Annotated in this window: 16 protein-coding genes and 1 pseudogene; 3 read left to right on the top strand and 14 right to left on the bottom strand. The window is 44.2% G+C overall.

Annotated features, from left to right (window positions below):
- Nucleotides 1-21: 21 nt before the first annotated feature.
- Both MKX34_RS16490 and MKX34_RS16485 read left to right on the top strand, forming a co-directional pair.
- Nucleotides 22-1170 (top strand): annotated as a pseudogene (locus MKX34_RS16490) (glycosyl hydrolase family 8); the annotation flags it as partial.
- A complete protein-coding gene (locus MKX34_RS16485; protein WP_256717625.1) occupies nt 1147-1863 on the top strand; it encodes a discoidin domain-containing protein in 717 nt (238 codons plus the stop codon). The pseudogene MKX34_RS16490 and the gene MKX34_RS16485, both read left to right, overlap by 24 nt.
- A gap of 306 nt (nt 1864-2169) precedes the next feature.
- Here MKX34_RS16485 and MKX34_RS16480 read toward each other — a convergent pair whose 3' ends face one another.
- The 10 genes from MKX34_RS16480 to MKX34_RS16435 form a co-directional block, all read right to left on the bottom strand.
- Nucleotides 2170-2343: a hypothetical protein gene (locus MKX34_RS16480; protein WP_162164256.1), complete on the bottom strand. Its 174-nt coding sequence runs from the start codon at nt 2341-2343 to the stop codon at nt 2170-2172.
- 112 nt (nt 2344-2455) lie between these two features.
- On the bottom strand, nt 2456-8062 hold the full coding sequence (locus MKX34_RS16475; RefSeq protein ID WP_076296624.1) for a hypothetical protein: 5607 nt from the start codon (nt 8060-8062) through the stop codon (nt 2456-2458).
- 296 nt (nt 8063-8358) lie between these two features.
- Nucleotides 8359-9567, bottom strand: a complete 1209-nt coding sequence (locus tag MKX34_RS16470) for an SGNH/GDSL hydrolase family protein (protein ID WP_076099125.1) — start codon at nt 9565-9567, stop codon at nt 8359-8361.
- Between the two features lie 17 nt (nt 9568-9584).
- A complete protein-coding gene (locus MKX34_RS16465; RefSeq protein ID WP_076296625.1) occupies nt 9585-11816 on the bottom strand; it encodes an FAD-dependent oxidoreductase in 2232 nt (743 codons plus the stop codon).
- Between the two features lie 84 nt (nt 11817-11900).
- The gene (locus MKX34_RS16460) at nt 11901-13520 is read right to left on the bottom strand and encodes a response regulator (protein ID WP_256715539.1); all 1620 of its coding nucleotides are present in this window, start codon (nt 13518-13520) and stop codon (nt 11901-11903) included.
- A gap of 2 nt (nt 13521-13522) precedes the next feature.
- Entirely contained in the window at nt 13523-15262 is a 1740-nt protein-coding gene (locus tag MKX34_RS16455; protein WP_076141258.1) for a sensor histidine kinase, read from the bottom strand.
- A gap of 288 nt (nt 15263-15550) precedes the next feature.
- Nucleotides 15551-17137, bottom strand: coding sequence for an extracellular solute-binding protein (locus MKX34_RS16450; RefSeq protein WP_036677074.1), 1587 nt, complete (start codon nt 17135-17137; stop codon nt 15551-15553).
- Nucleotides 17138-17203: 66 nt separating this feature from the next.
- Nucleotides 17204-18073, bottom strand: coding sequence for a carbohydrate ABC transporter permease (locus MKX34_RS16445; protein WP_036677077.1), 870 nt, complete (start codon nt 18071-18073; stop codon nt 17204-17206).
- A 13-nt stretch (nt 18074-18086) separates the two neighbouring features.
- Nucleotides 18087-19034: an ABC transporter permease subunit gene (locus MKX34_RS16440; RefSeq protein WP_036677080.1), complete on the bottom strand. Its 948-nt coding sequence runs from the start codon at nt 19032-19034 to the stop codon at nt 18087-18089.
- A 373-nt stretch (nt 19035-19407) separates the two neighbouring features.
- Complete coding sequence (locus MKX34_RS16435; protein WP_076273214.1) at nt 19408-19983, bottom strand: TetR/AcrR family transcriptional regulator; 576 nt, start codon at nt 19981-19983, stop codon at nt 19408-19410.
- A gap of 206 nt (nt 19984-20189) precedes the next feature.
- Here MKX34_RS16435 and MKX34_RS16430 point away from each other — a divergent pair, with 206 nt between their 5' ends.
- The gene (locus tag MKX34_RS16430) at nt 20190-21212 is read left to right on the top strand and encodes an MBL fold metallo-hydrolase (protein ID WP_076274556.1); all 1023 of its coding nucleotides are present in this window, start codon (nt 20190-20192) and stop codon (nt 21210-21212) included.
- A 199-nt stretch (nt 21213-21411) separates the two neighbouring features.
- Here the strand turns inward: MKX34_RS16430 and MKX34_RS16425 are convergent, their stop codons facing one another.
- The 4 genes from MKX34_RS16425 to cydD all read right to left on the bottom strand — a co-directional run bounded on the left by MKX34_RS16425 (nt 21412) and on the right by cydD (nt 26827).
- Nucleotides 21412-22236 carry a hypothetical protein gene (locus MKX34_RS16425; RefSeq protein WP_076274555.1) on the bottom strand — a complete coding sequence of 275 codons (825 nt, stop codon included), beginning with the start codon at nt 22234-22236 and terminating at the stop codon, nt 21412-21414.
- Between the two features lie 85 nt (nt 22237-22321).
- Nucleotides 22322-22921, bottom strand: a complete 600-nt coding sequence (locus MKX34_RS16420; protein ID WP_076274554.1) for a sigma-70 family RNA polymerase sigma factor — start codon at nt 22919-22921, stop codon at nt 22322-22324.
- 337 nt (nt 22922-23258) lie between these two features.
- Nucleotides 23259-24986 (bottom strand): thiol reductant ABC exporter subunit CydC, encoded by a 1728-nt coding sequence (cydC, locus tag MKX34_RS16415; RefSeq protein ID WP_076274553.1) that lies wholly within the window; start codon nt 24984-24986, stop codon nt 23259-23261.
- Nucleotides 24983-26827 (bottom strand): thiol reductant ABC exporter subunit CydD, encoded by a 1845-nt coding sequence (cydD, locus tag MKX34_RS16410; RefSeq protein WP_076106652.1) that lies wholly within the window; start codon nt 26825-26827, stop codon nt 24983-24985. The genes cydC and cydD overlap by 4 nt, the downstream gene beginning before the upstream one ends.
- Between the last annotated feature and the right edge of the window lie 40 nt (nt 26828-26867).

Genomic DNA, 26867 nt, shown 5'->3' with positions numbered 1-26867 from the left:
CTTCAACCAAAAGCTCATGGAGCGGGTGAATTGAAACCGTTTCCTCAACAAGTCAGCTATCCGGGTATCATTAAACCAAACCACGTCAGTCAATCCTCGTTGAATAGTTCTGTAGCTTCCTACTATGACTACTGGAAGGCTACTTATCTTAAAAACAACCTGTCCTCGCTGCCTGGAGGATACTATGTAAAAGGTGACATTACTGGCGAAGCGGACGGCTTCGATCCGCTAGGCACATCGGAAGGCCAAGGATACGGTATGGTCATTACCGTGCTTATGGCCGGTTACGATACGAATTCCAGAACAATCTATGACGGTTTGTTCAAAACGGCTAGAGCGTTCAAGAGCTCTAACAACCCGAACCTGATGGGATGGGTAGTAGCAGATAGTACTGGGGCTCAAGGGCACTTCGGTTCGGCAACAGACGGGGACCTCGATATCGCTTACTCCCTTATTCTAGCTGATCGCCAATGGGGCTCGACCGGAACGATCAATTATTTGGCTGAAGCCAAAAAGATGATTGGCGCTATTAAGCTTAGCAATGTGACAACTAACAACAGGCTGAACCTTGGTGACTGGGATACGAAGAGCGCCTTGAATACCCGTCCCTCCGACTGGATGCTCAGCCATCTACGGGCTTTCAATGAAGTAACTGGAGATTCAACTTGGCTAAATGTCATCAACAATCTGTATAACGTATACAGCCAATTTACAGCAGCTTATTCGTCTAGCACAGGTCTGATATCGGACTTCGTGATAGGCAACCCGCCTAAGCCGGCTCCCCCAAACTATTTGGAAGAGTTCCCTGAAACAAATGAATACAACTACAATGCAAGCCGTGTACCACTTCGGATCGTAATGGATTACGCCTTGTACGGAGATACCCGCGGTAAGGATATCGCTAATAAAATGGTGGTATGGATCAAAGGAAAAACAGGCAACAATCCGAACAATGTGAAGGACGGTTACCAACTGAACGGTTCGAATCGCGGTACTTATGCAACAGCGGTATTCGTAGCGCCTTTCATCTCCGCAGCGACGACTACCAGCACGCATCAAGCTTGGGTCAATGCCGGTTGGGACTGGATGAAGAACAAAAAGGAAAGTTACTTCAGCGACTCCTTTAACATGCTGAACCTACTGTTCATCTCGGGGAACTGGTGGAAGCCTACCTACAGTGCAGCGGATGCACAAGCTCCCTCGGATCCAACGAATCTGACCGCAACAGCAGTTTCAAGCAGCCAAATTAATCTGAGTTGGACTGCTTCCACAGATAATGTCGGTGTAACAGGCTATCGGGTTTACCGTGGCGGCGTGGAAGTAGGCGCACCTACAGACACATCCTTCAGCGATACCGGACTTACCGCATCGACAGCTTACAGCTATACGGTGAAAGCTGTCGATGCTGCAGGCAACCTGTCTGCTAACAGCAATACCGCAACAGAAACTACAAGTGCAACTTCTCCTGACAACACCAACCTTGCGCTAGGTAAGACAGCGGTAGCCAGCTCTATCGAAGGTGCAGGATTTGAAGCTTCCAAGGCAACAGACGGCAACTCCACTACCCGTTGGGCGAGCATGGAAGGAAGCAACAATGAATGGATTTACGTCGATCTGGGTGCAACCCAAAGTGTGAACCGCGTCAAGTTGAATTGGGAAGATGCTTACGCTAAAGGCTACAAAGTTCAGGTGTCTAACGACGCAACAACATGGACGGATACTTACGTAACAACGACCGGTAATGGTTCTATTGACGATATTACATTTACCGCAAATAGCGGACGTTACGTCAGAGTGCTGTGTACTGCTAGAGGGACCGTATACGGATATTCAATATTCGATTTCGAGGTTTACGGCTCTTAATTGAACAAAGCCTGGCGGATATGAATCCGTCAGGCTTTGTTACTTTTGCTTAGGGCAGCGACGGTTCTATAAACCGTATTATCACTGGATGTGCAGCTATATGGACTTCATTTCGATTATAGGAGAATAAGAACCATTTCCATTGCGACATTTGCTCGTATCTCTTTATTAAAGATTAAATATCCCGAAATCTGGATGCCTCCCTCCACTCTCATATCCTGATCTTGATCATTTATTCGATTTATCGTTCGCAACAAGGTTGATTTCCAGCAACCGGAGGGGCCGATCAAAGCCGTAATTGATTTTTCAAGGATGCACATAGTTATATTTTTTAATCTGGCACATCTCACGTTCAAAATAATACGGTTGGCTGAAATCGCCCTGCTGATCTAGCATGAGCAGTATCGTGTAAATATCACCCAGTTGTGAGCTTTGAAAGATTAGATTAAATACGATCGGATGCTCCGGCATATGTTCCAAAAATGTACTGTCTTCTTACATCATCGTTTTACAAGTGATTTGCATAATTCAATACTAAATTCCTAGAAATAAAAAGCCGAATGGATCGTTCTCATCCACTCAGCTCATAGGTTTATTTTACAATAATCTGTATAGTATCACTTTCCGTAGTTCCACTTCCATTCATAAACTCACAGTGATATTGATAAATGCCAGGAGTTTTCCCTGAGATTTGTGTAATGGCCGATTGAGCACTTGGTGTTTGTGAAGATAAAGATTGCGTTTCAATGAGTTCGCCATTTTCATATAATCGATATTGTGCTGCGTTCGTGCCCCACCACATATTAGCAGTAATGTTATAGTCCCCATCTTGATCCCAGTTGTCACTAGACAACACAGGTTTGCCGGGATTCGCCTCAGTCACGGTGACGGTGTGTGGATCACATGAAGTCGTTCCATACAAATTCGATAACTCACATGTATACACATAGGTTCCATTCGGCTTTCCTTGAATAGGAATAATGGAAGTCTGGGCAGCAGGCGAAACATCGGCCAGTGACTTCGTTTGGATCAATTGGCCATTCTCGTACAACTTATACAGTGAGCCATTGTTTCCCCACCACATATTCATCGTAACTTCGTAATTGCCATCATTTATGCCTGTGGCAACACCGCTATTATTCGAAAGTGCCGGTTTACCTGGCACCCCATTTGCAAGCAATTCCGGGCTAACGGAATGCCGTTCGAACTTGACTGCATCAGCCCTCGTATAAATCATATCGGCAGGTAGAGTTGGCGGATCTACCGTTGTCGGAGTAACCCTGGTTAGACGAACATACTCGCTGCCGTCTCCAGTAAAGTCGAACGTTCCTAGATTAACCCAACCTGAGGAGCCGACGGTTGCATCAATATACGTGACCTCGGTAACCGACTGATGCTTCACTTCTACTTTGACATAATTATCGTTTGCCGTCGTATGGACGAGCTTGTAGATGGAGACCGTATATTTCCCCTCTGGGAACTGGCCTTTCCACGTCGCTGATGATCCTTGCACGGTAGAGTAACGGGACTTAACCCCAATTTTGTATCCGGCTAAATTGCTTTGGCTCCAAGATCCTTCTGTCGTGTATAACCCAGTCGTATTCGTGCTGTCGACAATAACCGTTAAGTCCCTGATCGCAATTGTCAAAGACGGCGTTGTTAAGGTCACCCCGTCAATCGTTACAGTGGCCCATACCTCAATATGATCCGTTTCTCCGTCGAGACTTAGAAGGGTCAACATACCGCTACTGTCCACTTCAGCCAGATCGGTTCGATCAACGAAATATTGCACATTTGCCTGTGATAGATCACCAATCAGACCGTTATCCAAATAGCCGGTCACGCTTAGTTGTGCGGTTTGAGTCATTTGCAGTTCACTCCGATCCGACAGGATCACCACAGACTCCAATTGCGGCATACTGTTTGGATCGACCCACATCATCGCATCGGCAACTACCCGTGACTTGTTGGCCTTATTGGTTAACTCGACATATCCGCTATCGCCTGCTGCAAAAGGATAATCTCCCAGGTGCACCCAAGTCCCATTGGCCGTTGTCTCATCAACGGTAACCGTCTCGGAGCCTCCACTATAATAAACGGTAAATGAGGCATTCGTTGCCCAATTTTCACTTGTAGCGGTTATTTGCGGAAGCTTGTAATACACACTGTAAGTAACACTTTCCGGCAGCTCAGGCTGCCATTTAATTCTGCTTGTCGCTGTGCCGGCAGCCGATTTGGCGTACACATAGTTATCATAGTAATAGTCGTTAGCGGTTGTATCCCGTATCCAGACGCCTTCTGTCTCCGCCTCCGTATTATCCACAATGATCGATGAACCCTTCTGCCAATCCGGTTGAACCGGAGTTTCTTGTACCTGATCAGGCAAATAGAGTGTCCGCTTGCGAGTCTGTTTCCCGTCCGATTCCACATAATAAGTGAAGGTTTGGGATAAATCGTTTACCCGTATCGACCATTCCATCGGATAAATCGTATCTGGAATCGTCGTATACGTCGCCCCGCCATCCAAGGAATAATGGATCGTCGCTGGTTTTGTCGTTTTTGCCTGCACATAAGCATCATAGGCCGTTTCGTCGGGCTTGACGATCAGCATACCTTTAACCGCATCTATAGGGCTGTGGATATCGAAGAAATAGCTTGCCTCCGATGTATCAGCAGTTCTGACCTGGTGCAGCGGCACATCAATGTTGAGTCCTTCTACAATGATAGCGGTTATTCCCTTGCTTGAAACCGTGGCTTGAATGATTCCGCCACTCATAACCGTTTGCTCTGGTGTGCCATTGTCGCGGATGATGGTTACGGTATAATCTTGTGCCGGGTTGAACCCAATGATTTGCGCATTCAATTCGATAGGAGTCTGGACTTCAGCTGACGATTCGTTGCTTAACCCGATGTAGAATTTATTCCCGCTCTCTCCCGTTATCCAGTTCAATTGAGGATGGTTGGTCTTAATAATCCCCTTGGGCATCCAGAGCCAAACGTCGGAATTACCGTAAAAATGACCTGGTTTGTTTCCATAGAGGTGATATTTGAACCATAAAAAATTAGTTTCAAATACAGTAGGGAATGTAATACCACCATTCGATTTCAACGATTGTTCGCTGATCAAATAATCCATCGTTTGCCCGAGTTGTCCCGGGATATGGTGATAATAGATAGATGTAGCCCCGCTTGGGCCTTCCAGAGGAAACTCTGGTTCAAGTTGGCTAACGGCGAAGCCCTTATAGTAATAACCTGGATAACTGGAATATCGACCAATAACCGCATTATGAGCAATATCCTGCAGCAGTTTATCACCTGTATAGAGCGACAATCTCAGCATGAATGGAGCTTCCTGAGCATTCATCCGATAATAGCCAGTTGTACTTCCCGCTTCAAACGTCAATCCATTGGGAGATACAAGCTCACTATCCGCTTGTACGCCTCCGGCTACATCTTCTGGGAGCTTGATCCGAGGATATTGATATTTACCACTTTCCGGCCAGTGGAACGACTCCGCGTAATTATACGTCTCAGGCTGCGGAATCGTAACGGCACCTTCAGGAACCGGACGAGCAACGAACATCGTTGCATACCGTTTGGCTTCCTTATAAGCAGCATTCAAGTATTTGGGATCCTGAGTTTCCTCGTAAAGCTCCAAGATCTCCATCCACAGCTTGCTATAATAATAAATGAACTCATTTTTACTCACATTAACAGATGCAGGCGTATCAATATGCTGCATGATATAGCTGTCGGCTGCATCCTTGGCAGCCTGTAAATAATGCGCATCTCCCGTCATACGATACATCATCAGGGGCTGAATGACAGGACCGCGGTCTTTCTGGTCAGGATCACGCACGAGGTACTCTTCCTGTGCTAGCGCCCCAATTCCTGCCGAAGTACCCATCATCTGATTGACAGCGGCTACGCTTGAAAAATCAAACGGCAAGGTTGCCATTTTCCATAACGACGGCACACCGTATACTGGCTTCTGCGTCGGCGACCAACCTATGCCATTTCGCGATAAGCCATACTGGACGGACGGCAATGCTCTCGTATCGTAAAGCTGGTCATCCCCAGTCAAATAGTAAGCCCCCAAAAGAACCGCATTCGAGCTTGTTCGAACGCTATCCTCGTTTTCGATGTCAATGAAGCCCTTGGCACGGCTCCACCACCCGCTGGGTGACGGGACATAATCAACAGAGTCATCTCCTTGCGGCTCTATCTTAAGTAAATCGATCATATTGAACATCGCGTCAGTAAGCGACTGATCTGATACATTCTCACGGTATGCAGAATAACCGTACTCTTTGCGAAGAATATCCGCGTAGGACTCATACAAATTGCTTTTTTGAGCGATTAGTCCCATATGAAATTGATAAGTGCTTTCTGCGTTCATTTGCGAATAGGTCCCTAATTGAGGAGCATACAAGATTGGCTGCACGCTGCCTTCGTTGTTGACAAGGCTCATGCCGAGCCTTTGCTTCGTAACACCTCCCGTCGGTTCAAATTCAACCGGAAGCTCATCCGACGGTACAAATACCCCATACGTCAATGGATTCCCCGAACCGTCATTCTTCTCAACCAGACTCATCGGAGCGCTCAGTTCCCTTAAGCTTGTTGATTCCACTGAACCTACCATTTTGGCGTGTGATCTGAAACCATTTAACACTTCATTGACACCTGAGATTTGCTCTGTTGTGAAGGACTGATAACCGATTACATAATTGCCATCCCTGCGAGGTGTAAAGGCGAAGGAAACATCAGGTTTGTCCCCTGACATGGACCAGTTCACTTGTAAATCGTAATCGCTTTCATGTGAAGAATCGGTTAATACCGCCGTGTGGCTGTCTGGGAAAACGATCTCGTCGAATGTAATCCAACGTTTGTTCATCGTATCGTAATAATTGGTTCGACTCCCCGCATTTCCATCCAATAAGACCCATTGTTCTTCAAGTCTTTCCGCTACATTATTGACAGGCACCCAGTTCCCCGTATCCGTGTCTTTGTAGAACATATCACGAACGATAGTTTTCCCTTCATCCCAAGCTGCTTCATAAAAGGTCGCTTTATAGCTGGCATTCTCGATGCTGCCTTTTTCCGTGTAACTGAGATTCGCCAATGTACGGCTGCGCAGCGGAGGCAACGGTGGAGCTTGCTGCCGGATATTCCCTTCAAATTTGACCGCATCGGCCCGCGTAATGATCTTTCCGGTCGTAGGTTGTGTTCGAGTCAGTCTGACAAATTCGCTATCATCACCGCTGAAATAATAGGACCCCAAATCAACCCATCCGGCCGATGGCCCCGACGAGGGTCTCAGATCCATAAACATGACATCCGTTATCCCATTGTGAACAATTTCGATTTTAACGTTACTGTCTGCTTTATCCGCCCAATCAAGCTTGTTGAACGAAATTTTCGCTGTCCCTGCTTCTAATCGCGGATTCCATGTGATGCTTCTTCCTACTGCATCGGTAAATTTCGAACTGGAATTATTATATCCCTTCACTCCCGTACTTGTAGTCCAATCAGGAGCGGAGAACCCGTTATTTGCGTTATCTACATCAGTGGTGACGACATCATCAATCGTGAGGCTTCCATCATCTATGATGATCGTCTTATGAGGTTCTTTTTGCTGAATATTCCCTTCGAACTTAACCGCATCTGCACGAGTAAGTATCGTGCTGGTTGTGCTGGTAGACCGAGTTAATCTAACGAATTCGTTACCAGCTCCAGAAAAATAGTACTCTCCCAAATCAACCCATCCCACAGAAGCGCCAAATGAAGGTCTCAAATCCATAAAAAGAACATCCGTCGTTCCATTGTGGACGATTTCAATTTTTACATTGCTATCCGCTTTATCTTCCCAGTTAAGCTTGTATAACGAAATTTTCGCCGTTCCCGCTTCCAATCGTGGATTCCATGATATCGTTCTGCCTGCTGTACTCGTATATTTGGAGCTGGAGTTATCATACCCCTTCACCCCTGTACTTGTGGTCCAATTCGGAGCCGAATATCCGTTGTTCTCGTTACCCACATCAGGTGTCACAACATCATTGATCGTGATGCTCCCGTCATCGATGATAATCGTCTTATACGGTAAGGTCTCTGCATAAGCGGTCCTTATTCCGTCTAGGCTGAAAGGAACTAATATCGTCACGATGAAAACGATTAAGAAAAACAGCTTCCTTTTTATCATACAATTCATAGCCTCCCTTAAGTTGATAACGCTTTCAAAATAATAAAACCCTCCTTTGTTCGAAGATCATAAAGAAGCGATCAGCCGTATCCTTCTGGCTAATCCCGCTCCGTCGTTTTTATCATAACATGTCACAGAACTGTGAAATTTCTTTGATTTCAAGAATTTCTTATAAGATTTTAAGCAAGAAGAAACGACTTTGTCTTCCTTTAAAAAAGAGACCTACATCATAACTGGCCGCTCAACTGCAGTCAGTATAAAATAGGTCTTTCAATTGGATAAAACCTTTAGATTAATTATAATGGCGGCTGCACCAATAACAACTTCCCAAGCTGGATCACCGTTTGATCATACCAATCTGGATGCTGCCGAACATGCTCAATACTTCGTTCATTGCCGCATGCCTCAAACACAGCCGCTTTGTCTGTCTTTTCGGTATCGACTTCGAAGCGAACCGTATGTTTCCCATTCGGGAGCTCTGGCAAGAATACATACTGATTACGATTATGATCGTTGTGTAGTGTGAATCGATCGACAATAAAGGGTTCTCCACCATCCACCGACACCTTCAATCTGCCAGAATCAGGCCCCCCGATATCGAATAACCCGATATGGGTTCCCTCGAACTGCACCGTGATAGCCTCTCCAGGATCGACTGCTCGCCATAGGCCGGGGAACAACCAATTGTACTCGCGCACTAAAGCACAATCATCCGGAGTCATGTAAGACCATCCTGCGGAAAAATCGGTAAGACTATCCAGTGACAGCATGGTCGCATACTCCCAAGGATTAGCCGGAACCAACGGATTCTGAGGTAAGTGATGTACTGACCTTCCCGGATGATCTTGAAGTTCTCTAATTTTCTCAAATGACCGGGTGATCGTATCCGTGTAAATCTGGTGTCCTTCGGGAATAGTCGGATGGATCGAATCATGCGTAAAAACAACGGCTCCGGAAATGGACACGTCTTCCCTTGAGGTAAAAACGAGTTTTCCCTCCGACACCAAGTGACTGACCTCTACGCCTAGATGAATCGAAGGAATGCCGTAATAGTCGGCCACTTCCTCTTGCATTATAGCCCCCTTCTGGTATTCCCCAGACTGAAATAAGGCCACATCCCGCTCCTTCAGCGTATAAACGAACAGGATATCAGTAAACCGGTTCCGCTTGCGGATCTGACGGACAATCCCTTCGATACGCGCCTTGGATTCGGGATCTCCGCCATCGTTACCGACAAATTCAACAAATACTAGATCAGGCCGATGACGCAGTACATCTGTCTCCAAACGGGCACAGCCCAAATCCGATCCTGTCCCATCAATGCCTGCATTCACAGAGCGGATATCCGCCTTAGGATATTGCTTACGAAGCCAATCCGCCGTCATGACCCTGTAGCCTTCAGAACGTGTATTACTGCCGCCGAAATAGACGATTGTTACGGTATCCCCATTTTCCAATTTTTGAATTATATTGGGGAGCCCTTTACGAGGGAATAATTCCTTCATCGTGACTTCACCTGACCTCATTTATCGATTTTAGGAGCAAACAATTTTACAGCAAACACTTCGAAATAAGGCGAACCATAAGTTGCGCAGAAATTAATCCGGATTCGGGATACACGTTTCTCATCCACCTTATGTTTATTCAAGGTGAGATAATTCCCACGAGTTATGATTGTCCTATCGGTTCCGTCTTCTAAGGTCAAGGTCATATCATAATCTTGAATAAGGGACTCGATCGGATCGTTGAAATGCTCCAAATCCAGCTGTGAATTAAAAACAAGATGGATTTCGTCCAGATTTTTGGGGCTTGTAAAACAGAATTCCAACCATTCCTGTCCTTTCGAATGTTCAGAAATCCAGCCGTTCGGTTGGCCATAAGGTCTGGAGTAGCCATTGACAACATTCTCAGGACTATACATATTCTGAGCTGGCATCAGGTCCTTAAAGCAAATGCTCTTATTGAATTTCTTCAGCCTGGACGGCTCTTCCGGCCTATAATGGAAGCTGACCGCACCTGTCAATTTCTCTTCATTACCGTATATGGCAAGGCTCGCCGTGCCCTCCAATATGAAGTAGATTTTGTCGTCAGCCGGTTTCTTGCAGTCCAAGTCTAGCGTAATCCAGTCGTCATGACCGGCTGTAATAACCAAGTGGTAGTCTCTCAACTCGCTGGTTGGAATGTAGTTTTCCTTCCGTTCCCCGCCAAACAGCTTCACATGTAGAGTTTCCGAATGCTTGGACCTATTTTTAATTTTGATCCGTACGCTTTCAGCCACGGATGTCTGAATCGGCAAGACCAAACATAACCCTTTCTCCAAGGAAATCTCTTCGGTTGGATGAAGATTGTCATAACTGCGCTGAGACGAGGCACGAATAGTTAATCCGTCAGCGAAGTAAGGATCCAATTCTTCTTGAAGGCCTACAATGGTTTGCCCGTCTCGAAGCAGTAGCGCCTGCAGCTCCCCCATATGAGCTTCGACTATGGCCGCGGGGTCTACCTCATATTTCGAGCACAAAGAAGCAGCTGTTCCAACCGCCTGCCCCATACAACCGCAGGTTGCCATAACCCTTGTAGATCCGAAAGCCACATGGGTAGCACTTATATTGCGACCAGCGAACAAGAGATTAGGAATATTTCGTGAATATAAACTGCGGAAAGGGATATTGTACAATCCGGGCACGAAATTCCAAGCTGTAGCCGGCCCCTCATCGTAGATGCCCTTATTAGCATGTAAATCCATATACCATCCACCGACGGATACAGCATCTTCGAAATGCGGCTTTGCTGTGAGATCGTTCTGAGACAACATGTGATCGCCAATAAACCGCCTCGACTCCCGCTTTCCCGGGATCGGGCATACATAATCCAAAATGAGATTGTCTACATCATCAAATTCACCGCTATTTTTGAGATAATCCCAAATCCCATACACCAATTTCCGCAGCTCCAACGCGATGTCTTCATTATTTTTGATAATATCCATATGTCCGCCGTATTCCAGCCACCACAATCCGCCAAGCCCGTTGATTTTTCTTGGAAAAGCCCGATGGTTTAAGCCTTTTCTGATACTATCGAAAAAGGCCAACTTCGTAATATCATACGCAAAGCCAGGTCTTTTGTATGGAACGGAATATCCTACGTCACGGGCTTGAAACAGGATCGTATCGCCCATGGTGTAATGGTCCGCCACTTCAGGAGCCAATTCTTCCTTGTATTCATGTTTCGCTTCTCTCCCCCATCGGAAGAGAGCACCTGCCTGATATCCGACAACTCCATCTCCGGAGCAATCGATATAGGTTCGGCTTTCAAAACGAAATTTCCTTTCGGAAGCCAATTGAAGGCCCTCCACCCATTTAATTCTGCCGTTCTCCATGCCCGTTTCATGCACGCATGTATTCAGAAATAGAGAAATGTTAGGCTCAGCATAGACCATATCCAACAAGACCGTATCCGAAAGCGAAAGCATCAGCTTCTTGTTGTATAACGGATTATAGTGGAAAATCTTCAACTTGAGTTCTTCCACCAACCCTCCTTCGCGTGCATAATAGGATGGACTGTTTCCGAGATATGCCGACCCGTTGATATGAACCCTGACCTCGCTGCTCGCATTTCCCCCAAGAACCGGTCGATCATTAATAAGTGACACTTGCAGCCCTTGGCGTGCGGCAGCAATGGCAGCGCATATCCCAGCAATACCTCCGCCGACGACGGTTACATCTGCTTTAATAAGCTCCATTTTGATAACCTCCATGATTAGATCCTTCTATCATGGTAATCCTTTTGCTCCCTTTTTTTTTACATGATTTCGCGAAAAAATCACACATTTTTTGCAACCTTAATTGGATTCATACCGTGTCATTTTTATCCGATATTGCTTAGGAGTATCACCCGTATATTCTTTAAATAATTTGCAAAAATAACCTTCATTCACAATTCCTACTTCCTCGCACAATTCCAATATAGAATAATCCTGAACATTTAACAGCTCGAGAGCTAATTGGATTTTTTTACGATTGATGTAGCTGATAACGCCCTCGTTCATTGTTTTTTTGAATAAGCTGCTAAAATACGATGGAGCTAAATTCACTTCCTCGGCAATCGCCTCGAGCGTTAATCGCTGTTTCAGGTTTTTCTCTATAAACCGCATAGCACTCATGATTTCTATACGATGTAAAAGTTGGCCAGCGTGTACATATTCGAAGGTAAAGTCGCCAATATAGGCAAGCTGCTCCCGAAAAGCTAAAAATTCTATGGGAAACTCTGCTACTTCCGTGGCCAACTTGTTCCCCGATTTAAACTTCACAATAATGTCTCTGTACAAGTCTCGTAGCATAGGCGCCATGATGGACTTATGGATTTTATGGTCCGTAACAAATTGGTTCAGATCAGCAAATGCTTTCTCCAGCTCTTCCTTGGAAACCTTTCTTTTCACCCCAGCAAGAAAATCAGCCAGTTTCTGCTGAAATTCTTCTTTTCTGTCATTATGGTAATGGAACCGATGCATGGGTGTTTTTACTACTTTCTCTGTATGATAATAGAAATCATCACTCACATTTTGTGCTTCCGTGTAAGCTTGTTTGATGGATTCCCAGCCTCGGTGCTGACCTCCAAAAGCGACAGATACCCTTTGATTCAAATATTGATGCAAATGGGAGACGATCTGCCCCCCCAGTGTCTGGCAATCATATTCCGTTTCCAGATCACTACGATTATTTTCCCAGGAAAGAAAGCCAATAAAACGATTATCGGATAGATCCGCAGCTACACCACTGCCGCCATTCATCACCGTTTCTTCGATTATATTTGTAATCGCATACCGCAAGATGTTTTGATCAGACGCTGAATAATCGTTTCGGAAACTTTCATACATATTCATTTCGACAATGAAGCAGCGATAGTTGGCTTGAAAAAAATGGAACTGCATGCGATTGGCAAAATCCGATGCCCGATGAGAAGGAATTTCGCCTCTGATAAGCTCGTTAAAAAATTGCTTGCGGACTCTATATTTATTTTCAAGCACGGATACGTTTAACGATTGAAATTCCGCTTCTTTTTTCTTTACCTCATTTAAAATCCCGGCTGCCTTATCTAAAGCTCGATCCAAATCCGCGTCCCTGAGCGGAACCTTAACAATGTACTCCAATACGTTGGCTTGAATAGCTCTCTGGGCGTATTCAAAGGATGAATAAGCGGTCAAAAGAATGAATTGGGTATGGGGAAGCTTTGGCTTTAGCTGCTCAATCATGGAAATCCCATCCATTCGCGGCATAACGATATCAGATATCACGATATCCGGCTTAAGCTTTACGATCTCCTCTAACCCCTTCAGCCCATTATTCGCTTTTCCCACTAAATGAAATCGCCTATCCCTAAGGGAGAGCTCGTGAAAAAACAATTCCAATCTCTGAATGATTAGATCTTCATCGTCAACAATGAAGCAGGTGTAGTCTCTCATCATCATGCATCTCCTTTAAACAAGCCTGCTGGGAATAAGGCGCGAACCCGGGTTATTTCCTTAGGTATGCTTATGATTTGGAGCCCGAATTGTTCTCCGTAGTGAAGTCTGATTCGGTCATGAATATTGTTTAACCCGATTCTTTTTCTTTTCAATTCCACATCCCCCGGTTCTGAAATTAAAATATGCTTTATTTTATCAGTTGGAATTCCCTCGCCCTGATCAACTACTTCTATGATGACATTGCCGCCCTCCCTGTACGCATGAATAGTAATAGGGCCTTCGATCCCCCCACCGTTATAACCATGGAAGATACTATTCTCCACAAGGGGCTGCAGCAGCATTCTAAAAACCGGAAAATCTATTAGCCCTGCTTCGATATTTTCGATTAAGTGGAAGTTTCTGTTATAGCGGATGTTCTGGATCGCGATATAGTCCGATACATTTTGCAATTCCTGACGCAGTGATACCTTCTCCGAAGCGTCGGCTATCCCATATTCCAATATTGAAATAAGAGACTCAATCACCACATCTACTTTCTCTATTTGTCCGAGTCGTATGACATTGCTGATAGAACCAAGCGTGTTATACAGAAAATGAGGGTTTATTTGAGACTGCAGTACTTGAATTTCCAGCTTGCGTTCAAGTTCATTATGAAGCTCTGCTCCCCGAATCAGTTCCACAATTTGCTGCAGCATACGATCGAATGCTCGGGAAAGATCTCCAAACTCATCGTTTCGGTTAATCGATATTGTAGTTGTGAGGGAGCCTTGCTCCACCCGCTTCATTTTTGTTTTGAGTGCATAGAGCGGAGTCCTTATATATTTGGCAATAAAGAAGGAAACGAACAGACTTAAGAGAAAACCTGCAGCTAGAAGCTCTATATAATAGGTTTCCAATCTGGATAAAGCAGCTTTTAGGCGTGATTCATCGTTGATTGAGATGATGGTCCAGTTAAATTTTTCAGTCGGTTTTTTCAGAAGGGAGACCTGAATCCCCTCCTTGGTGTGCAGTTGAAGGTTTGTTTCTGTAGTATCCAGAATTTGTTCCGCTGACGTTTCACCGACTGAAAAAGTATGATCTTGAACATTCAGGGGTCCTTTATTTTCCGAAAACCCGGCAATGATTTTTCCCGATGCGGTGATTAGAGCCAAATTCATTTGTTCTTTTTTATTAATCTTGAACAAGGTTTCTTCAATGGCATTTAGATCTAAGTCTACCGCAATGGCCATAGGAAACGGAGCACTGTTCAGATATCGGACCATCGTAACTGTCCAGCCGGAATATTTAGATTTGTAAGGATCACTGACAAATGTAATCCTTCTGTTCTTGTCAGCTGCCTCAAACAATGGTTCTCTTTCAGATAAAGGTTCATCAAATATTCGGGTAGGTGTACTTCCGCCTAGAATGGATAAATCGCTTTTGATCAAATAAATATTACTGACGTAATTACTGTTGAGTTCATACAGCTCTCTTAATTGCTTTTTAATCACGTCCGGATTGTCAATGTTGGCTTTCACCGATGACTCGACCGAGAACAGCATCGTCTGGAAGGAGGAAAAATTAACTGTGAAATACTGATCAATCTTATCAAGTATTTGGTTGGTGTAATAAATGTCAGAGGTTCTTATTTCCTTTTGGACATAGCGATAAGACAATTGACTTATCAAGATTATGCAGCTTAATACAAATGCAAACACGATAAAAAATAGTTTTAAAGGCAAGCTGATTCTTCTTCGCATCGATCATCTTCCTTTTAAATCTGTAATAAACAAATAATAGCATATGATAAGAAGAAACGCCTTCGGCGTCCTTTTTAAGGACGATAAGCGTTTCTTCGAAAAATAGAAGGATAAAGTATAAAGTAAAACTTATACTTTCTTATATTTCAATAAAGAGAGGGGCTAATTATAGCCGCTCTCTTCGTTTAAAAGATAAGAATTTATATGCTTCGCGCATAAATGTTCCTTATCTTTCTCGCTGAAACGGTACCGCCCTTTAAAAGGACGGCGAAGCCGTTTCTACTTGATTTACTTGATTAAGCCTGCTTCTTTAAATTGCTTGATTACTGAGTCTTTATACTTCTGCATGTCAAACTTAGTTTCCAATGTATTGAGGAAATTGTCCCAGTTCGAAAGAGGTTCTTTGCCAGTCATAAATTTGACCAAGCTTTCATTAATGTAACGTTGGCGGTCAGCTGCCAATGAATCGTTCGGGTCTTCAGTCAATAAATTCCCGGGCAACGTAGCCGCCACGTATTTCTGGTTGTTCTCAAAAGCTTCTGCCGTCTTAGGATTCTGGAAGCTGAAGTACTCAGCATCATCACCACGACGCGGCATTCTATAATGATCGACCCATAAGTACTTTTCTTTCATTTCCTTTGATAATTCGGAGGTTTTATTTTTGATCTTGCCGTCTACCAAATCCCAATGAATCCCTTTAATTCCGTATGCAAAATTCGGATATGCTTCTTTGTCCGTAAAGAGATAATTTAGCATGGACAAGATCCGAATGATTTTGTCCTTATCCGCTTTCTTGGATATGGCCCATGAATTGCCTTGGAACGATTTTCTCTCTACAATTTGATCACCATAAGGACCTGTCATTGGAGGAATGACGATCCATTCCGGCACCTCTCCACTGATTTCTTTCATTTTTTGCTGATAATCTGGTTCCAACCTGCGGGCATCTCTTATCATGAAGCCAACTTTACCCTTAAATAACTTTTGGTCCAATAAATCGGGAGTATTCATCGTCACCCAGTCTGGATCTACAACTTTAGCTTCCATCATTTTATTGATATAAGCGAGTGCTTCTTTCATTTTTGGGTCGGTAAACAGGAACACTGGTTCATTGTCTTTCACATCAATGGCTGAGGGAGGATTGACACCAAACATCCACATCAAACTATCGAAGCCGTAGGTTTGCAGATTCCCTTCTTTATTCATTCCGCCTATGAATCCGTACGTATCATTTTTGCCATTGCCGTCAGGGTCTTTCTCTGTAAAGGCTTTCATAACTTCAAATAGCTCGTCAGGTGTTGTTGGCACTTCCATATTCAGCTTTTTCAGCCAATCATTACGGATAAAGAAGCTTCGACTAATACCGTTTACGTTATCATAACCTGGAACCCCAATGGTTTTTCCCTGATAGGACATCGCCTCCCAGGAGTCGTTGCTAAAACGTTTCTGCAATTCAGGAAATTGATCCAGATACGGTGTCAAATCCGCAAGAACGCCTTGGTCATAATATTGTGCGAGATCAGCCCGGCTCTTTAAGAAGATCAAATCTGGAATATCTCCGCCAGCAATGAGCGTATTTAATTTAGTCGTTGCTTGCCCTGATTGAGGAATCATCATTTCCAAGTCGATATTTACTGCTTTCTCCAACATTTGGCGTTGGATATCTTCTTCACGGGGAGGAATCGGAGCAGCAGCATTGAAAGTTCCTTGGTTAAACATCGAAATTTTCAATTTGGTTTCAAAGGGACTAGACTGGCCTTGTGAATTACCCGAAGCTGTCGATGTAACCTCTTTTTGTTCCCCACAGCCTGACAATACTGTTCCCACACCGACCATTGCTGTCAGAATAGCAAATGTAATCGCTTTACGTTGCATAATGACCTCTCCTTTGCTTCTATATTATCACGGTTTCCCCGTAACAACTCAGGTTGGAATATCTTTTTAACCTTTAACCGATCCCAAGAGCACACCTTTGGTAAAATGCTTTTGCATAAATGGGTAAACGATCAAAATCGGAACTGTAGTCACGACAACTGCTGCCATTTGTATAGCGAACGTACTAACAGCTCCGGTATTGGCAAGCGAATCAGCACTTTGTGTTGCGACGTTAAGCAGGATGTTGCGCAAGATCACTTGAAGCGGCATTAAGTTGGAATCATTGATATAAACAATAGCATCGAAGTAACTGTTCCAATGCCCGACTGCGTAAAATAAAGAAATTGTGGATAGGACGGGCAAGGACAGAGGTAAGATGATCCGCCATAGCGACTGAAGTTCACTTGCACCGTCTACCCTCGCTGATTCCTCGATTTCAGCAGGCAATTGCTCGAAAAAGCCTTTAATGATCACCAGATTAAATGCACTAATGAGATTTGGAATAATCAATACCCACGGGCTGTTTAGCAATCCCAGAGAGCGGACTAGTAAATAAGTCGGAATTAATCCTCCCCCAAACATCATCGTAAAGACAATGAATAGTAAAAATGGGCTGCGACCTGGCAAATATTTTTTGGATAACGGATATGCCGCGATTACCGTAAAGAACACATTGAGAGCAGTGCCCACAATCGTTCGAAACAATGTAATTTTATACGCCTGCCCAATACCATGAGAAATAAATACTTCTTTATAGGCTAGAAAGGTAAAGGTTTCTGGTATAATAACAATTCCTCTTCTTAGCACTTCCGATTCTGGTGTTACTGAAACAGCAACCACATATAGAAAGGGTAGTAAGCAAAGTAGAGCTAGCAAAATAAGAATAAAATAAACGAATGCTTGCCAGACCTTTTCTCCGATTGTCAAATTGATCATTTTGATAACCACCTCACCAAATTTGCCCATCGAATTTTTTGGCGAGCTTATTCGCTGCCAACACTAAAACAAATCCGATGACCGCTTTAAATAATCCCACAGCAGTAGCCAAGCCAATCTTAAGTCGCTCGAGCCCTTCACGGTATACCCATGTGTCGATAATGTCGATCTTCTCCTGATTAAAGCTGTTGGCAAACATGAATATTTGGTCAAAACCAGCATCCAGAATATGGCTTAGTTTAAGGATCAGCATCAGAATCATAACGCCTCGAATGCCGGGAAGTGTTACATGCCATAGCTGTCTCCACTTGGAAGCGCCATCAATTCTAGCCGCTTCATATAAGCTTGGATCGATTCCTGCTAATGCTGCAAGGTACAATATCGCTCCCCATCCAATATCCTTCCATATTTCAGATAAGATGATCAGCAGTCTGCCCCAGGCAGGTTCCGTTAGGAATGAGATGGGTTCAACTCCAGTTTCCTTCAAAATCATGTTAAAAAGACCATCCCCTGGGGCTAGTAATGCCACCATCATTCCATAAACAATGACCCATGATAGAAAGTGGGGTAAATAAGTGATCGTTTGTACGATTTTCTTAAACCATTGGGTATAAACTTCATTGAGCAGCAAAGCAAGTATGATAGGAGCTGAGAAACCGAACAACAGCTTATACAGGGATATGATAATCGTATTTCTCATGATGTCCCAGAAATAAACGCCGTTCATAAAATCTGTGAAATTTCTAAATCCCACCCATGGGCTATCCCATAGTCCCAAAGCTAGGTTATAGTTTTTAAAGGCAATAATGATTCCCGCCATAGGAATGTATTTGAATACGGCAAAGTAAACTAATGCCGGGAACAAGAGAGCGTACATCACTTTATACTTTTTTATCGTCCTTATCCATGAGTTCCGCTTTTTGGGGAGGGGAATGGCGTCCGCTGCCAATTTTGCTTGCATATCATCACCTCGTCTTTATTTGTATTTGTATAATAGCATCTCGTTATTGGATAAATTTCTGTAATTTCAAGAATTTCTTATAATATATTAAGTAAGTACAGCCTCGGATAATTCGAATACAATAGGCATGATTGTCTTGCATTAAAGATCGTACAATAACTCTGACACGAAAGTTTGAGTATAGACCAAATACAATCCTGAGGTCCCAAACAAAAAAAGCCCTAGAAAAAAATGGGCTTAATTTAATGAGTCTGTTTTTATATAATGCATCCACGTATTTTATTTTCCATTAATAAAAACTACATTCATGAACAAAAGTCATCCTCCAGCGTAAGTTTAGAGTTCTCAATATATAAATCAATAATGCTTATGACTAGACCAAAATTCCTTTAACAAACAATGAGACACTATGCTTGTAGAACTCTTCCTCGGTGACGAATTGGGATTGATATTGCCGATGAATCAGCTCGCTCATCTGAAATCCGTAACACATCGAGAGAAAAGACATTGCGACAAGACGCTCATCCTGCCTGGCGATAACTTTTTTCTTCTGCAAGCGTTCAAAATATTCAACCAGCAAGGAGTGAAGTTTCGCCGGCGGATCGGCCAGCACTCTGTCTAATTCGGGAAGCATTCCTTTGTCGCGGATGCCAATCAAAATGATGTCCGCATTTTTATGGAAAAATAAACGGTACTGCTGACTTACATTCAGCAGATCGACTTCCGGATTATCGGTCGCTTCCTCTTTTAACAGCTTCTCAAATTGCGGAATATCCGAATGTCTTTGAATGATGGCTTCCAATATCCCTTGCTTGCTTCCGAATTGCCGGAAAATCGTAGATTCATTTACTTTAGCTTCCGTTGCAATGGCTTTGGTGCTTACACCCCGATAGCCATTCTTTTTGATGAGACGTGTCGCGGCTTCAATGATTCTGTCTGAAGTTTGCATTGTAGTTCTCCTTTTGCATATGTTAATCCTATTCTACTACAAGTTTTGCAGTCAGGTACCACTTGCGTGAGCATGCTCTTTTACTATCATATCGCATAGAATAAATGCAAGCAAGTACTCGCTTGCATTTATTCTTTTCATTCTCTATAATAATGACTTAGTCAGTATGCCTTATCCTAAAAACATATACGTAAAGGAGAATTTTTATGAAGTATGGACGTATTATCCAAAAACCTCGCGTTAAATTTTTTGAAGTCGCAGATGGCGTCTTTGCTGGTATTTCGCCGTATCGTGGGATCAGTTGGGCCAATGCCGGATTCATCAACAAGGGTGATGGGTTGGTGTATGACACGTTCTTCGATTTGTTCCATGCGCGGGAAATGCGGGAGGTTTTTATGGAAGTAAGCAACGGCGGCTCTCCCGCATATGTGGTGAACTCGCACTATAACAGCGACCACGCCTGGGGAAACAAAGTGTTTGAAGATGCTTGTATTATTATGCACAAGGAAGCCTCCAGAGAGCGTCTCACCGAAAATATCGCTTGGATGGACAGCGTCATCAGAAGAGGAAAGAATTCTCCGGAATCGACTCCGGGTGAGCGGTTTTTTGCAGCGGAATTTGAAGGATTCGACCTGGAAGGCGTAGAATGGGTGCTCCCGAGTATTGAGATAAAGGACGATATCAACATCCGTCTTGGCGATACAGAAGTTATGATTCACAACGTAGCTCCAGCCCATTCTGATAGTGACTTACTGTTGTGGATGCCAAAAGAAAAAGTGCTGTTCGCTGGCGATGTCGTGTTTAATGGTTGTACGGCATACAGCGAAGAGGGAACTCTCAATTGGGTTAAAGTGCTTGATCGCATTATTGATGAAATTAAACCCGAAATCGTTGTTCCAGGGCATGGCGCCATTTGCGGCTTGGATTTCGTGAAGGAACAGCGAGACTACCTCTTGAACCTGATCAGCGAGTTCAACAAGCATTACAATGACGAAATCGATTCCTTGTCCCTGACCAAGCAAATGGATATTTCCCTCTTCCTTCATTGGATTCAGCCAGAACGCTTGTATGTTACAGTGGATATCCTATTGAAAAGCAAACGAGGGTTACCACCCCTTCCAATTTGGAACGAGGTGCCTGCTAAGCTGGAAGACATGAAAGCTTTTTTGGCTGGAAAATATGACAATCAGATCAAGCCATGGGACCCTATGAGTGTTTGGCAAGAATAGCAATTTACAGCTAACCTATGAAAACAAAAGAACCGCCCTGTCGCAAATGATGCGAACAGCGGCCGTTCTTTTGAATTGTTCCACGAAATTAAAAACGGTGCTTAGAAACGATTATGATAAAAAATGGAGAAGGACTATGACTTACTAGAGGGTATCCCCTCATTTGGATTGGAGAAGATTCCCGTTGTTGTTGGACTTATTATTCCAAATAACCTTCGGCAAGTTTCATCAAGGTTTCTTTGCTTACCTTATTCAAGTCCCCTTGTATAGTATAGGCGTATTTCACCTTTTTGTCTGGGCTCTCGTATACCCATTTCAGCTCGTGCCACTGCGAAGGACCAAATTCTGTATGCAGCATTTCTACACCCTTCACTTGAACCTTCTCCTGCTTAAATTCAACTTTCTCGTCAATATACGATGTTGGGTCGCTTTTCCCGCTCAGATTATTGATCATAACCCCGATTTTATCTTCGCCATTTTGATACGTAACATTGAGAAGAGAAAACTGATCTGTCATTTCAACAGACATCATTGCATAGCCCTTATTGGACTCTTCCGCCTGTTTTCTCAGCTTTTCTGCCATTTTCTTCTTTTCTTCCGAAGAAGGAGGATTCACTTCCTGAGCATTTTTAAAGATTACGTCCGCCTTTTGGAAAGTATAATTTCCATTGATGTTGTCTGCGATCTTAATGGATTTATCTGTAATCTTCTCGCGTAATTGTGAAGGATTTTGGAAGACAGTCAACTTCGTTCCAAGATCTGTTTGATGATTCGGGTTATTGGCAACCATATAAAACAGCCCTGCTTCCCCGTTCTTTAGCACCTTTTCCTTCAGTTCAAAAAATGCCTTGAAACGATCTGCCTCATCTTTCGATTCTGTTTTTACGTAATCTTTCGTAGATTTAGTTTCATATACGATTTTTCCATCTTTATTCGTCAAAGAATGATATTGAACTGCCGCATAACCCGTGGAGGCCATTAACATCATCCCTACACACGCAGTCAGAACAACTTTATATTTCATAAAAAACCTCTCCTTTTCTTTTGGCTTATCATGTAGTATTTTCATTACTCTTCCTGTCAAGTTGGCGTCGGGAATGCGCGGGTCATCAAACAGTTTTTTCAAATCCCGATCCCGATCCCTGTCCATATTCATACACTCCCACTCCCTTCACTTGAGCATAATACTTTCGAAATTTTGCAGATGTACGTTCGTACCTTTTACGAAGGCTGGCGCTGTTTTTACCGAGAATCAATCCGATCTCCTGGTAGCTTTTATCCTCGACACAACGTAAGATTAACAAATTACGCTCTTCTGCCGATAATTTTGCCATGGCCTGATGTACGGATTCATCAAAATAGTTGGCTTCAATATGCAAATCGACTTCATTATTTTCTTTATCATCCTGGTAAAAGAAAGGCAAATATTTAACCAACTTACGCTTACGGATGATGTCTATACATTGATGGTAGGCAATCTTGTATATCCAGGCGCCAAAATCGATCTGATATTGGGTATATTTTTTCAAGGTGCGGAAGGTCTTCAAAAATACCTCCTGTGCGTTCTCCTCGGCTTCGGCATAATTGCCCAGCATGTGATAACAATAGAGAAAAATCGGTTTTTGATAAATCTCCATGATTTTCTCGAATTGTTCTGTGTTCCCATCCAACACATCTGCAATGATCTGATTTAACTCCGTATCATTCAAGCTGTCTCCCCCCTTTCACTCTATACAACGAAGAGCTCGACCCAAAATGTGACAGCAATAAAGATCATTACAATCTAAATCGAGCTTCGCAAGGAGCTTGTGTGGCCCTTTTCCGTTGGAATGTTTGTCCTTTTTTCGCCATAAAAATATCCCCTCCAAGTGTCACTCGAACCTCCATGATAACATGCAGGTTTTTTCGAGTGTCTACTTGAAGGGGATAATACCAAACAAGATCAACCTTTAGTTTTTATCTTAACCATTTTTTGAATCAATCGTGTATAAACCATCGGAATCTGAGAAGTGGCATTTGCAACAAGTTGATGTGTTTGGTCTATATTTACACTTCAACTTCTCCGATCATTTGCTGTTCGATTTGTTTCATCTCATAAAAATAGCCTTTTTGCCCCATCAACTCCGAATAGGACCCCGTTTCGACTACCCTGCCTTGGTCCATGACCACAATCTGGTCCATCTCTTCTAATCCGGTTAGCCGATGACAAATCAGGAGAAGCGTATCATTAGCCGCCTGTGCGTAGAGATGCTTCAATACGTGATGCTCTGTCACATAATCCAGCGATGAAGTTGGTTCGTCCAGAAGCCATACCCGTCCTTTGCGGAGCATCGCTCGCGCCATAGCCAACCTCTGCTTCTCGCCGTCTGACAGATTCTCCCCTTTTTCATACACCATATCGGTCAACGATGTATCGGGCAGCTGCATTTTAGCTAGCACATCCAACAATTGTTCGTCAGCGTGTTCTTCTCCATTTAGCAGCAGGTTGTCCCGAATCGTTCCCCGGAAGAAATGATTTTGCTGAAATACCACATTAGCCGTTTGCCAAATGCTCGTCTCGTCCAGTTCCTTCACCGAAATACCGTTTAATCGTATCTCGCCAGCCGTTGATGTTCGCAGTTTGAGCAGCAATTCGATAATTGTTGATTTTCCTGACCCACTCGGCCCGACTATTGCCGTTTTGGAGCCAGGTAAAATGTGCAGGGACATATCCCTGAGTGCCGGTCTCCACTCCCCTTCATATTGAAATGTAACATTGGATAGTTCCATCGTAACAGCATGATTAACAGGCAATGTGCCACTTGGTTGCGAAGAGTGCTCATCAAAAGTCTGAACTGTTTCCGTCAGTCGTTTGGCTGCGTGTTCGCTATCCTCTTTATACGCGGGTAATGTGGCCATAGCCGCCGCTTCTTCAAATACAGTTTGTGATGCCATAACCAACATGGCAAGAAATACGCCTGCAAGCGCTCCTTCCATAATTAAATAGGCGCCGAGCGTCAGCACTCCCCAGGAAACGAGAAATGTAACAAAAGTATGCATCGATTGCCCGCGCAGCAAGTGCCCGGCTGCTCGTTGCTGTTCAGTTGCCAATACAGCGGAAGCATGCTGAAGCTGCTCCTCCCGCTGTGCCAATTGACCATATACTTTCAAATCCCGGAAACCGTACAACACTTCGGTAACTTCCGTGGACAGCTGCGCCCTCTGCTCACGAACGCGTCCATGTGTTCTCCGCTGCCCGAGTAACACAATTCCCGGTACAACGAATGCCGTTACCAGCATACCTATTACAAACAAAACGGCAATCCAGATCGAAAAGGTAGAAGTAAACAGCACCGTAGCCAAAAATACCATGACGACCATGATCGGAGGATAAGCGACTCGCAAAAAATAATTTTGCAAACTTTCCACATCCCCAACGATCCGCGCAAGCAGATCCCCGCTTCGATTTTTGTTCAATATACCAGGCGTTAAAGGAATAAGCTTGGCGAAAAAGGATGTACGTAAACGGCTAAGCATGGAGAAAGTCGCCCGGTGAGAATACAAGCGTTCTCCATAACGACTCGCCGCCCGAAGCAGACCCAGCAGTTTGACCATGGAGGTGAGTACAATTAAAGTATAAAGCGGTGGCGCAAATACCGTTTGTGAAATCAGATACCCGCTCGCAGAAAAGAGTGCCACACCGGCTATGCCGGCAATAAATCCACCCAAAATCGAAAGAATGATATCCTTGCGCTCCTGAATCATCGCCTTTGACAGAACAGCCAGTTCATTCATGAGGATATCCCCCCTTTCCGCTCTACATCAATCATCTCGGCATACTGAGGCAGGCGCTCCAGAAGCTCGTCATGTCGTCCCGAGTCCACCAACACTCCATTGTCCATAAACAAAATCTTGTCGGCTTGTTGAATCGTATATAATCGGTGAGCCACCGTAATCATCGTAGCCGTTTTTGCCAGTTTGGCTATGGAGCGTTGCAGTACCCGCTCGGTGTGCAAATCCAGTCCAACTGTGGGTTCATCAAACAAAATGATAGCAGGACGCTTCAAAAAAGCGCGTGCTAAGGCAAGCCGCTGCTTTTCCCCACCAGACAGTCCCCGGCCTCCTTCACCAACAAAGGTATCAAATCCATGCTCTAATTGGGCTGTAAGCGCAGCGAGTCCGGCTTCCTCCCCCGCCCGCTCAATTTCAGCTCTGGAGATGTTTCCACCAGCACCAATCGCAATATTTTCAGAAAATGTGCCTGCAAAAATATACGGATGCTGTGTAATGTAGCTAACATGTTCGAACCATTCGGTTTCATCGTATTGCGAGAGTGGACTTCCATTCACCAGAAGCGTACCCGATTCTGGTTTCAGCAGACCGGCAATGAGATGTAGCAAAGTCGTTTTGCCGGAACCGCTTTTGCCAACAATCGCAATGTGTTCTCCTGGGCTAAGCTTGATCCGCCCCGTCTTAAGCTCGAAAGAATCTGGAGCATACTGAAACCGAAGTTGGTCAATTACGATAGACGGTGGTATTAAAAGGTCTCCAGAATGGGCAAGTTCCAGTTTGCTTATTCTGTCGGTCCTATCCCCGACCTTATCTATGCTGTCGATCTCGTCGATTCCATCGGTTGTTAATGCTCCTTCAATGCCATTAGCGTCCCTGCTCTCCCCTGCCGTTTCCTCAAGCATCTGTTCCACCTTACGAACCGCACCCATACTTGTCCGGCCGCTGTGAAAGGCTGTTCCCGTATTCTTTAACAGGTTGTAAAACTCGGGAACGAGCAGCAAAACGAAAAAGGCAGTGTGGAACGTCATAGCTTTGAAAACAAGCAACTGGATGGCCAGTTCGAGAGCCACAATACCAATGCTTAGCATCACGATTGATTCCAGCATGAATGTATTCGTAAACGCAATCTTCAAAATACCCATCGTGGCATCACGATAACCCAAGCTACTGCGTTCAATCTCCTGTTGCTGACGGTGAGCCCGTCCAAATATTTTCAATGTCACCAGTCCTTGAAGAGAGTCCAGAAACGTCCCTGAAAACTCAGCGAGTTGCGCATATTTTTCTTCGGATTTGTTCTTCGTTTTCAGCCCTACCAGAATCATGAACAGCGGGATGAACGGAGCAGTAAACAATAGAATGAACCCCGTGTTGGCATGTTGGATAAATGTAACGACCAAAATCAGAACCGGGATGATAGCAGCTTCCATCATACGCGGCATGTATTGACTGAAATAACTATCAGCCTCATCCACAGCATCCAGAGCAATACTGACCTTCCCTCCCGTCTGTCCACTAAGGGTTGAAGGCATGGAAGCATGGGTCAAGTTTTGCAGCACGGCTGCGCGCATATTTGTCTTGGCAGCAGCTGCCATATGCAAGCCAACAATACCGTTTCCATAAGACAATAGTGTGCGTACAGCCATAATAGCCAGAAGTATACCGAGCAACAGGATAACCGATGAAAATGAAGCTCTCTCCACAAAAATCCGTTGGACTGCTTCAGCAAGCAGTCCAGCCTGACTCACAATAGCTATACCAAGCCCGAGCGAAATGATTGCGAGGAGAGCCATGTTTTTCCTTTGTGAAGACATTTGTTGAGAAATCAAACTGGATTTCCTCTTCACAGATCACACCTCCTTTATATATAGGCTTGTAGGGAAACCT

Source organism: Paenibacillus sp. FSL R5-0636 (assembly GCF_037974255.1).
GTDB classification, from domain to species: Bacteria; Bacillota; Bacilli; order Paenibacillales; family Paenibacillaceae; genus Paenibacillus_AQ; species Paenibacillus_AQ odorifer.
The sequence above is the reverse complement of the archived record's forward strand: the minus strand, read 5'-3'. Positions and strand labels throughout refer to the sequence as shown.

What these genes read in the sequence shown, in the direction of transcription:
- MKX34_RS16455 (WP_076141258.1), bottom strand. Translation starts at nt 15,262, where the DNA reads ATGCGAAGAAGAATCAGCTTGCCTTTAAAACTATTTTTTATCGTGTTT.
- MKX34_RS16430 (WP_076274556.1), top strand. Translation starts at nt 20,190, where the DNA reads ATGAAGTATGGACGTATTATCCAAAAACCTCGCGTTAAATTTTTTGAA.
- MKX34_RS16435 (WP_076273214.1), bottom strand. Translation starts at nt 19,983, where the DNA reads ATGCAAACTTCAGACAGAATCATTGAAGCCGCGACACGTCTCATCAAA.
- MKX34_RS16440 (WP_036677080.1), bottom strand. Translation starts at nt 19,034, where the DNA reads ATGCAAGCAAAATTGGCAGCGGACGCCATTCCCCTCCCCAAAAAGCGG.
- MKX34_RS16465 (WP_076296625.1), bottom strand. Translation starts at nt 11,816, where the DNA reads ATGGAGGTTATCAAAATGGAGCTTATTAAAGCAGATGTAACCGTCGTC.
- MKX34_RS16475 (WP_076296624.1), bottom strand. Translation starts at nt 8,062, where the DNA reads ATGATAAAAAGGAAGCTGTTTTTCTTAATCGTTTTCATCGTGACGATA.
- MKX34_RS16460 (WP_256715539.1), bottom strand. Translation starts at nt 13,520, where the DNA reads ATGAGAGACTACACCTGCTTCATTGTTGACGATGAAGATCTAATCATT.
- cydC (WP_076274553.1), bottom strand. Translation starts at nt 24,986, where the DNA reads ATGAATGAACTGGCTGTTCTGTCAAAGGCGATGATTCAGGAGCGCAAG.
- MKX34_RS16470 (WP_076099125.1), bottom strand. Translation starts at nt 9,567, where the DNA reads ATGAAGGAATTATTCCCTCGTAAAGGGCTCCCCAATATAATTCAAAAA.
- MKX34_RS16425 (WP_076274555.1), bottom strand. Translation starts at nt 22,236, where the DNA reads ATGAAATATAAAGTTGTTCTGACTGCGTGTGTAGGGATGATGTTAATG.
- MKX34_RS16450 (WP_036677074.1), bottom strand. Translation starts at nt 17,137, where the DNA reads ATGCAACGTAAAGCGATTACATTTGCTATTCTGACAGCAATGGTCGGT.
- MKX34_RS16445 (WP_036677077.1), bottom strand. Translation starts at nt 18,073, where the DNA reads ATGATCAATTTGACAATCGGAGAAAAGGTCTGGCAAGCATTCGTTTAT.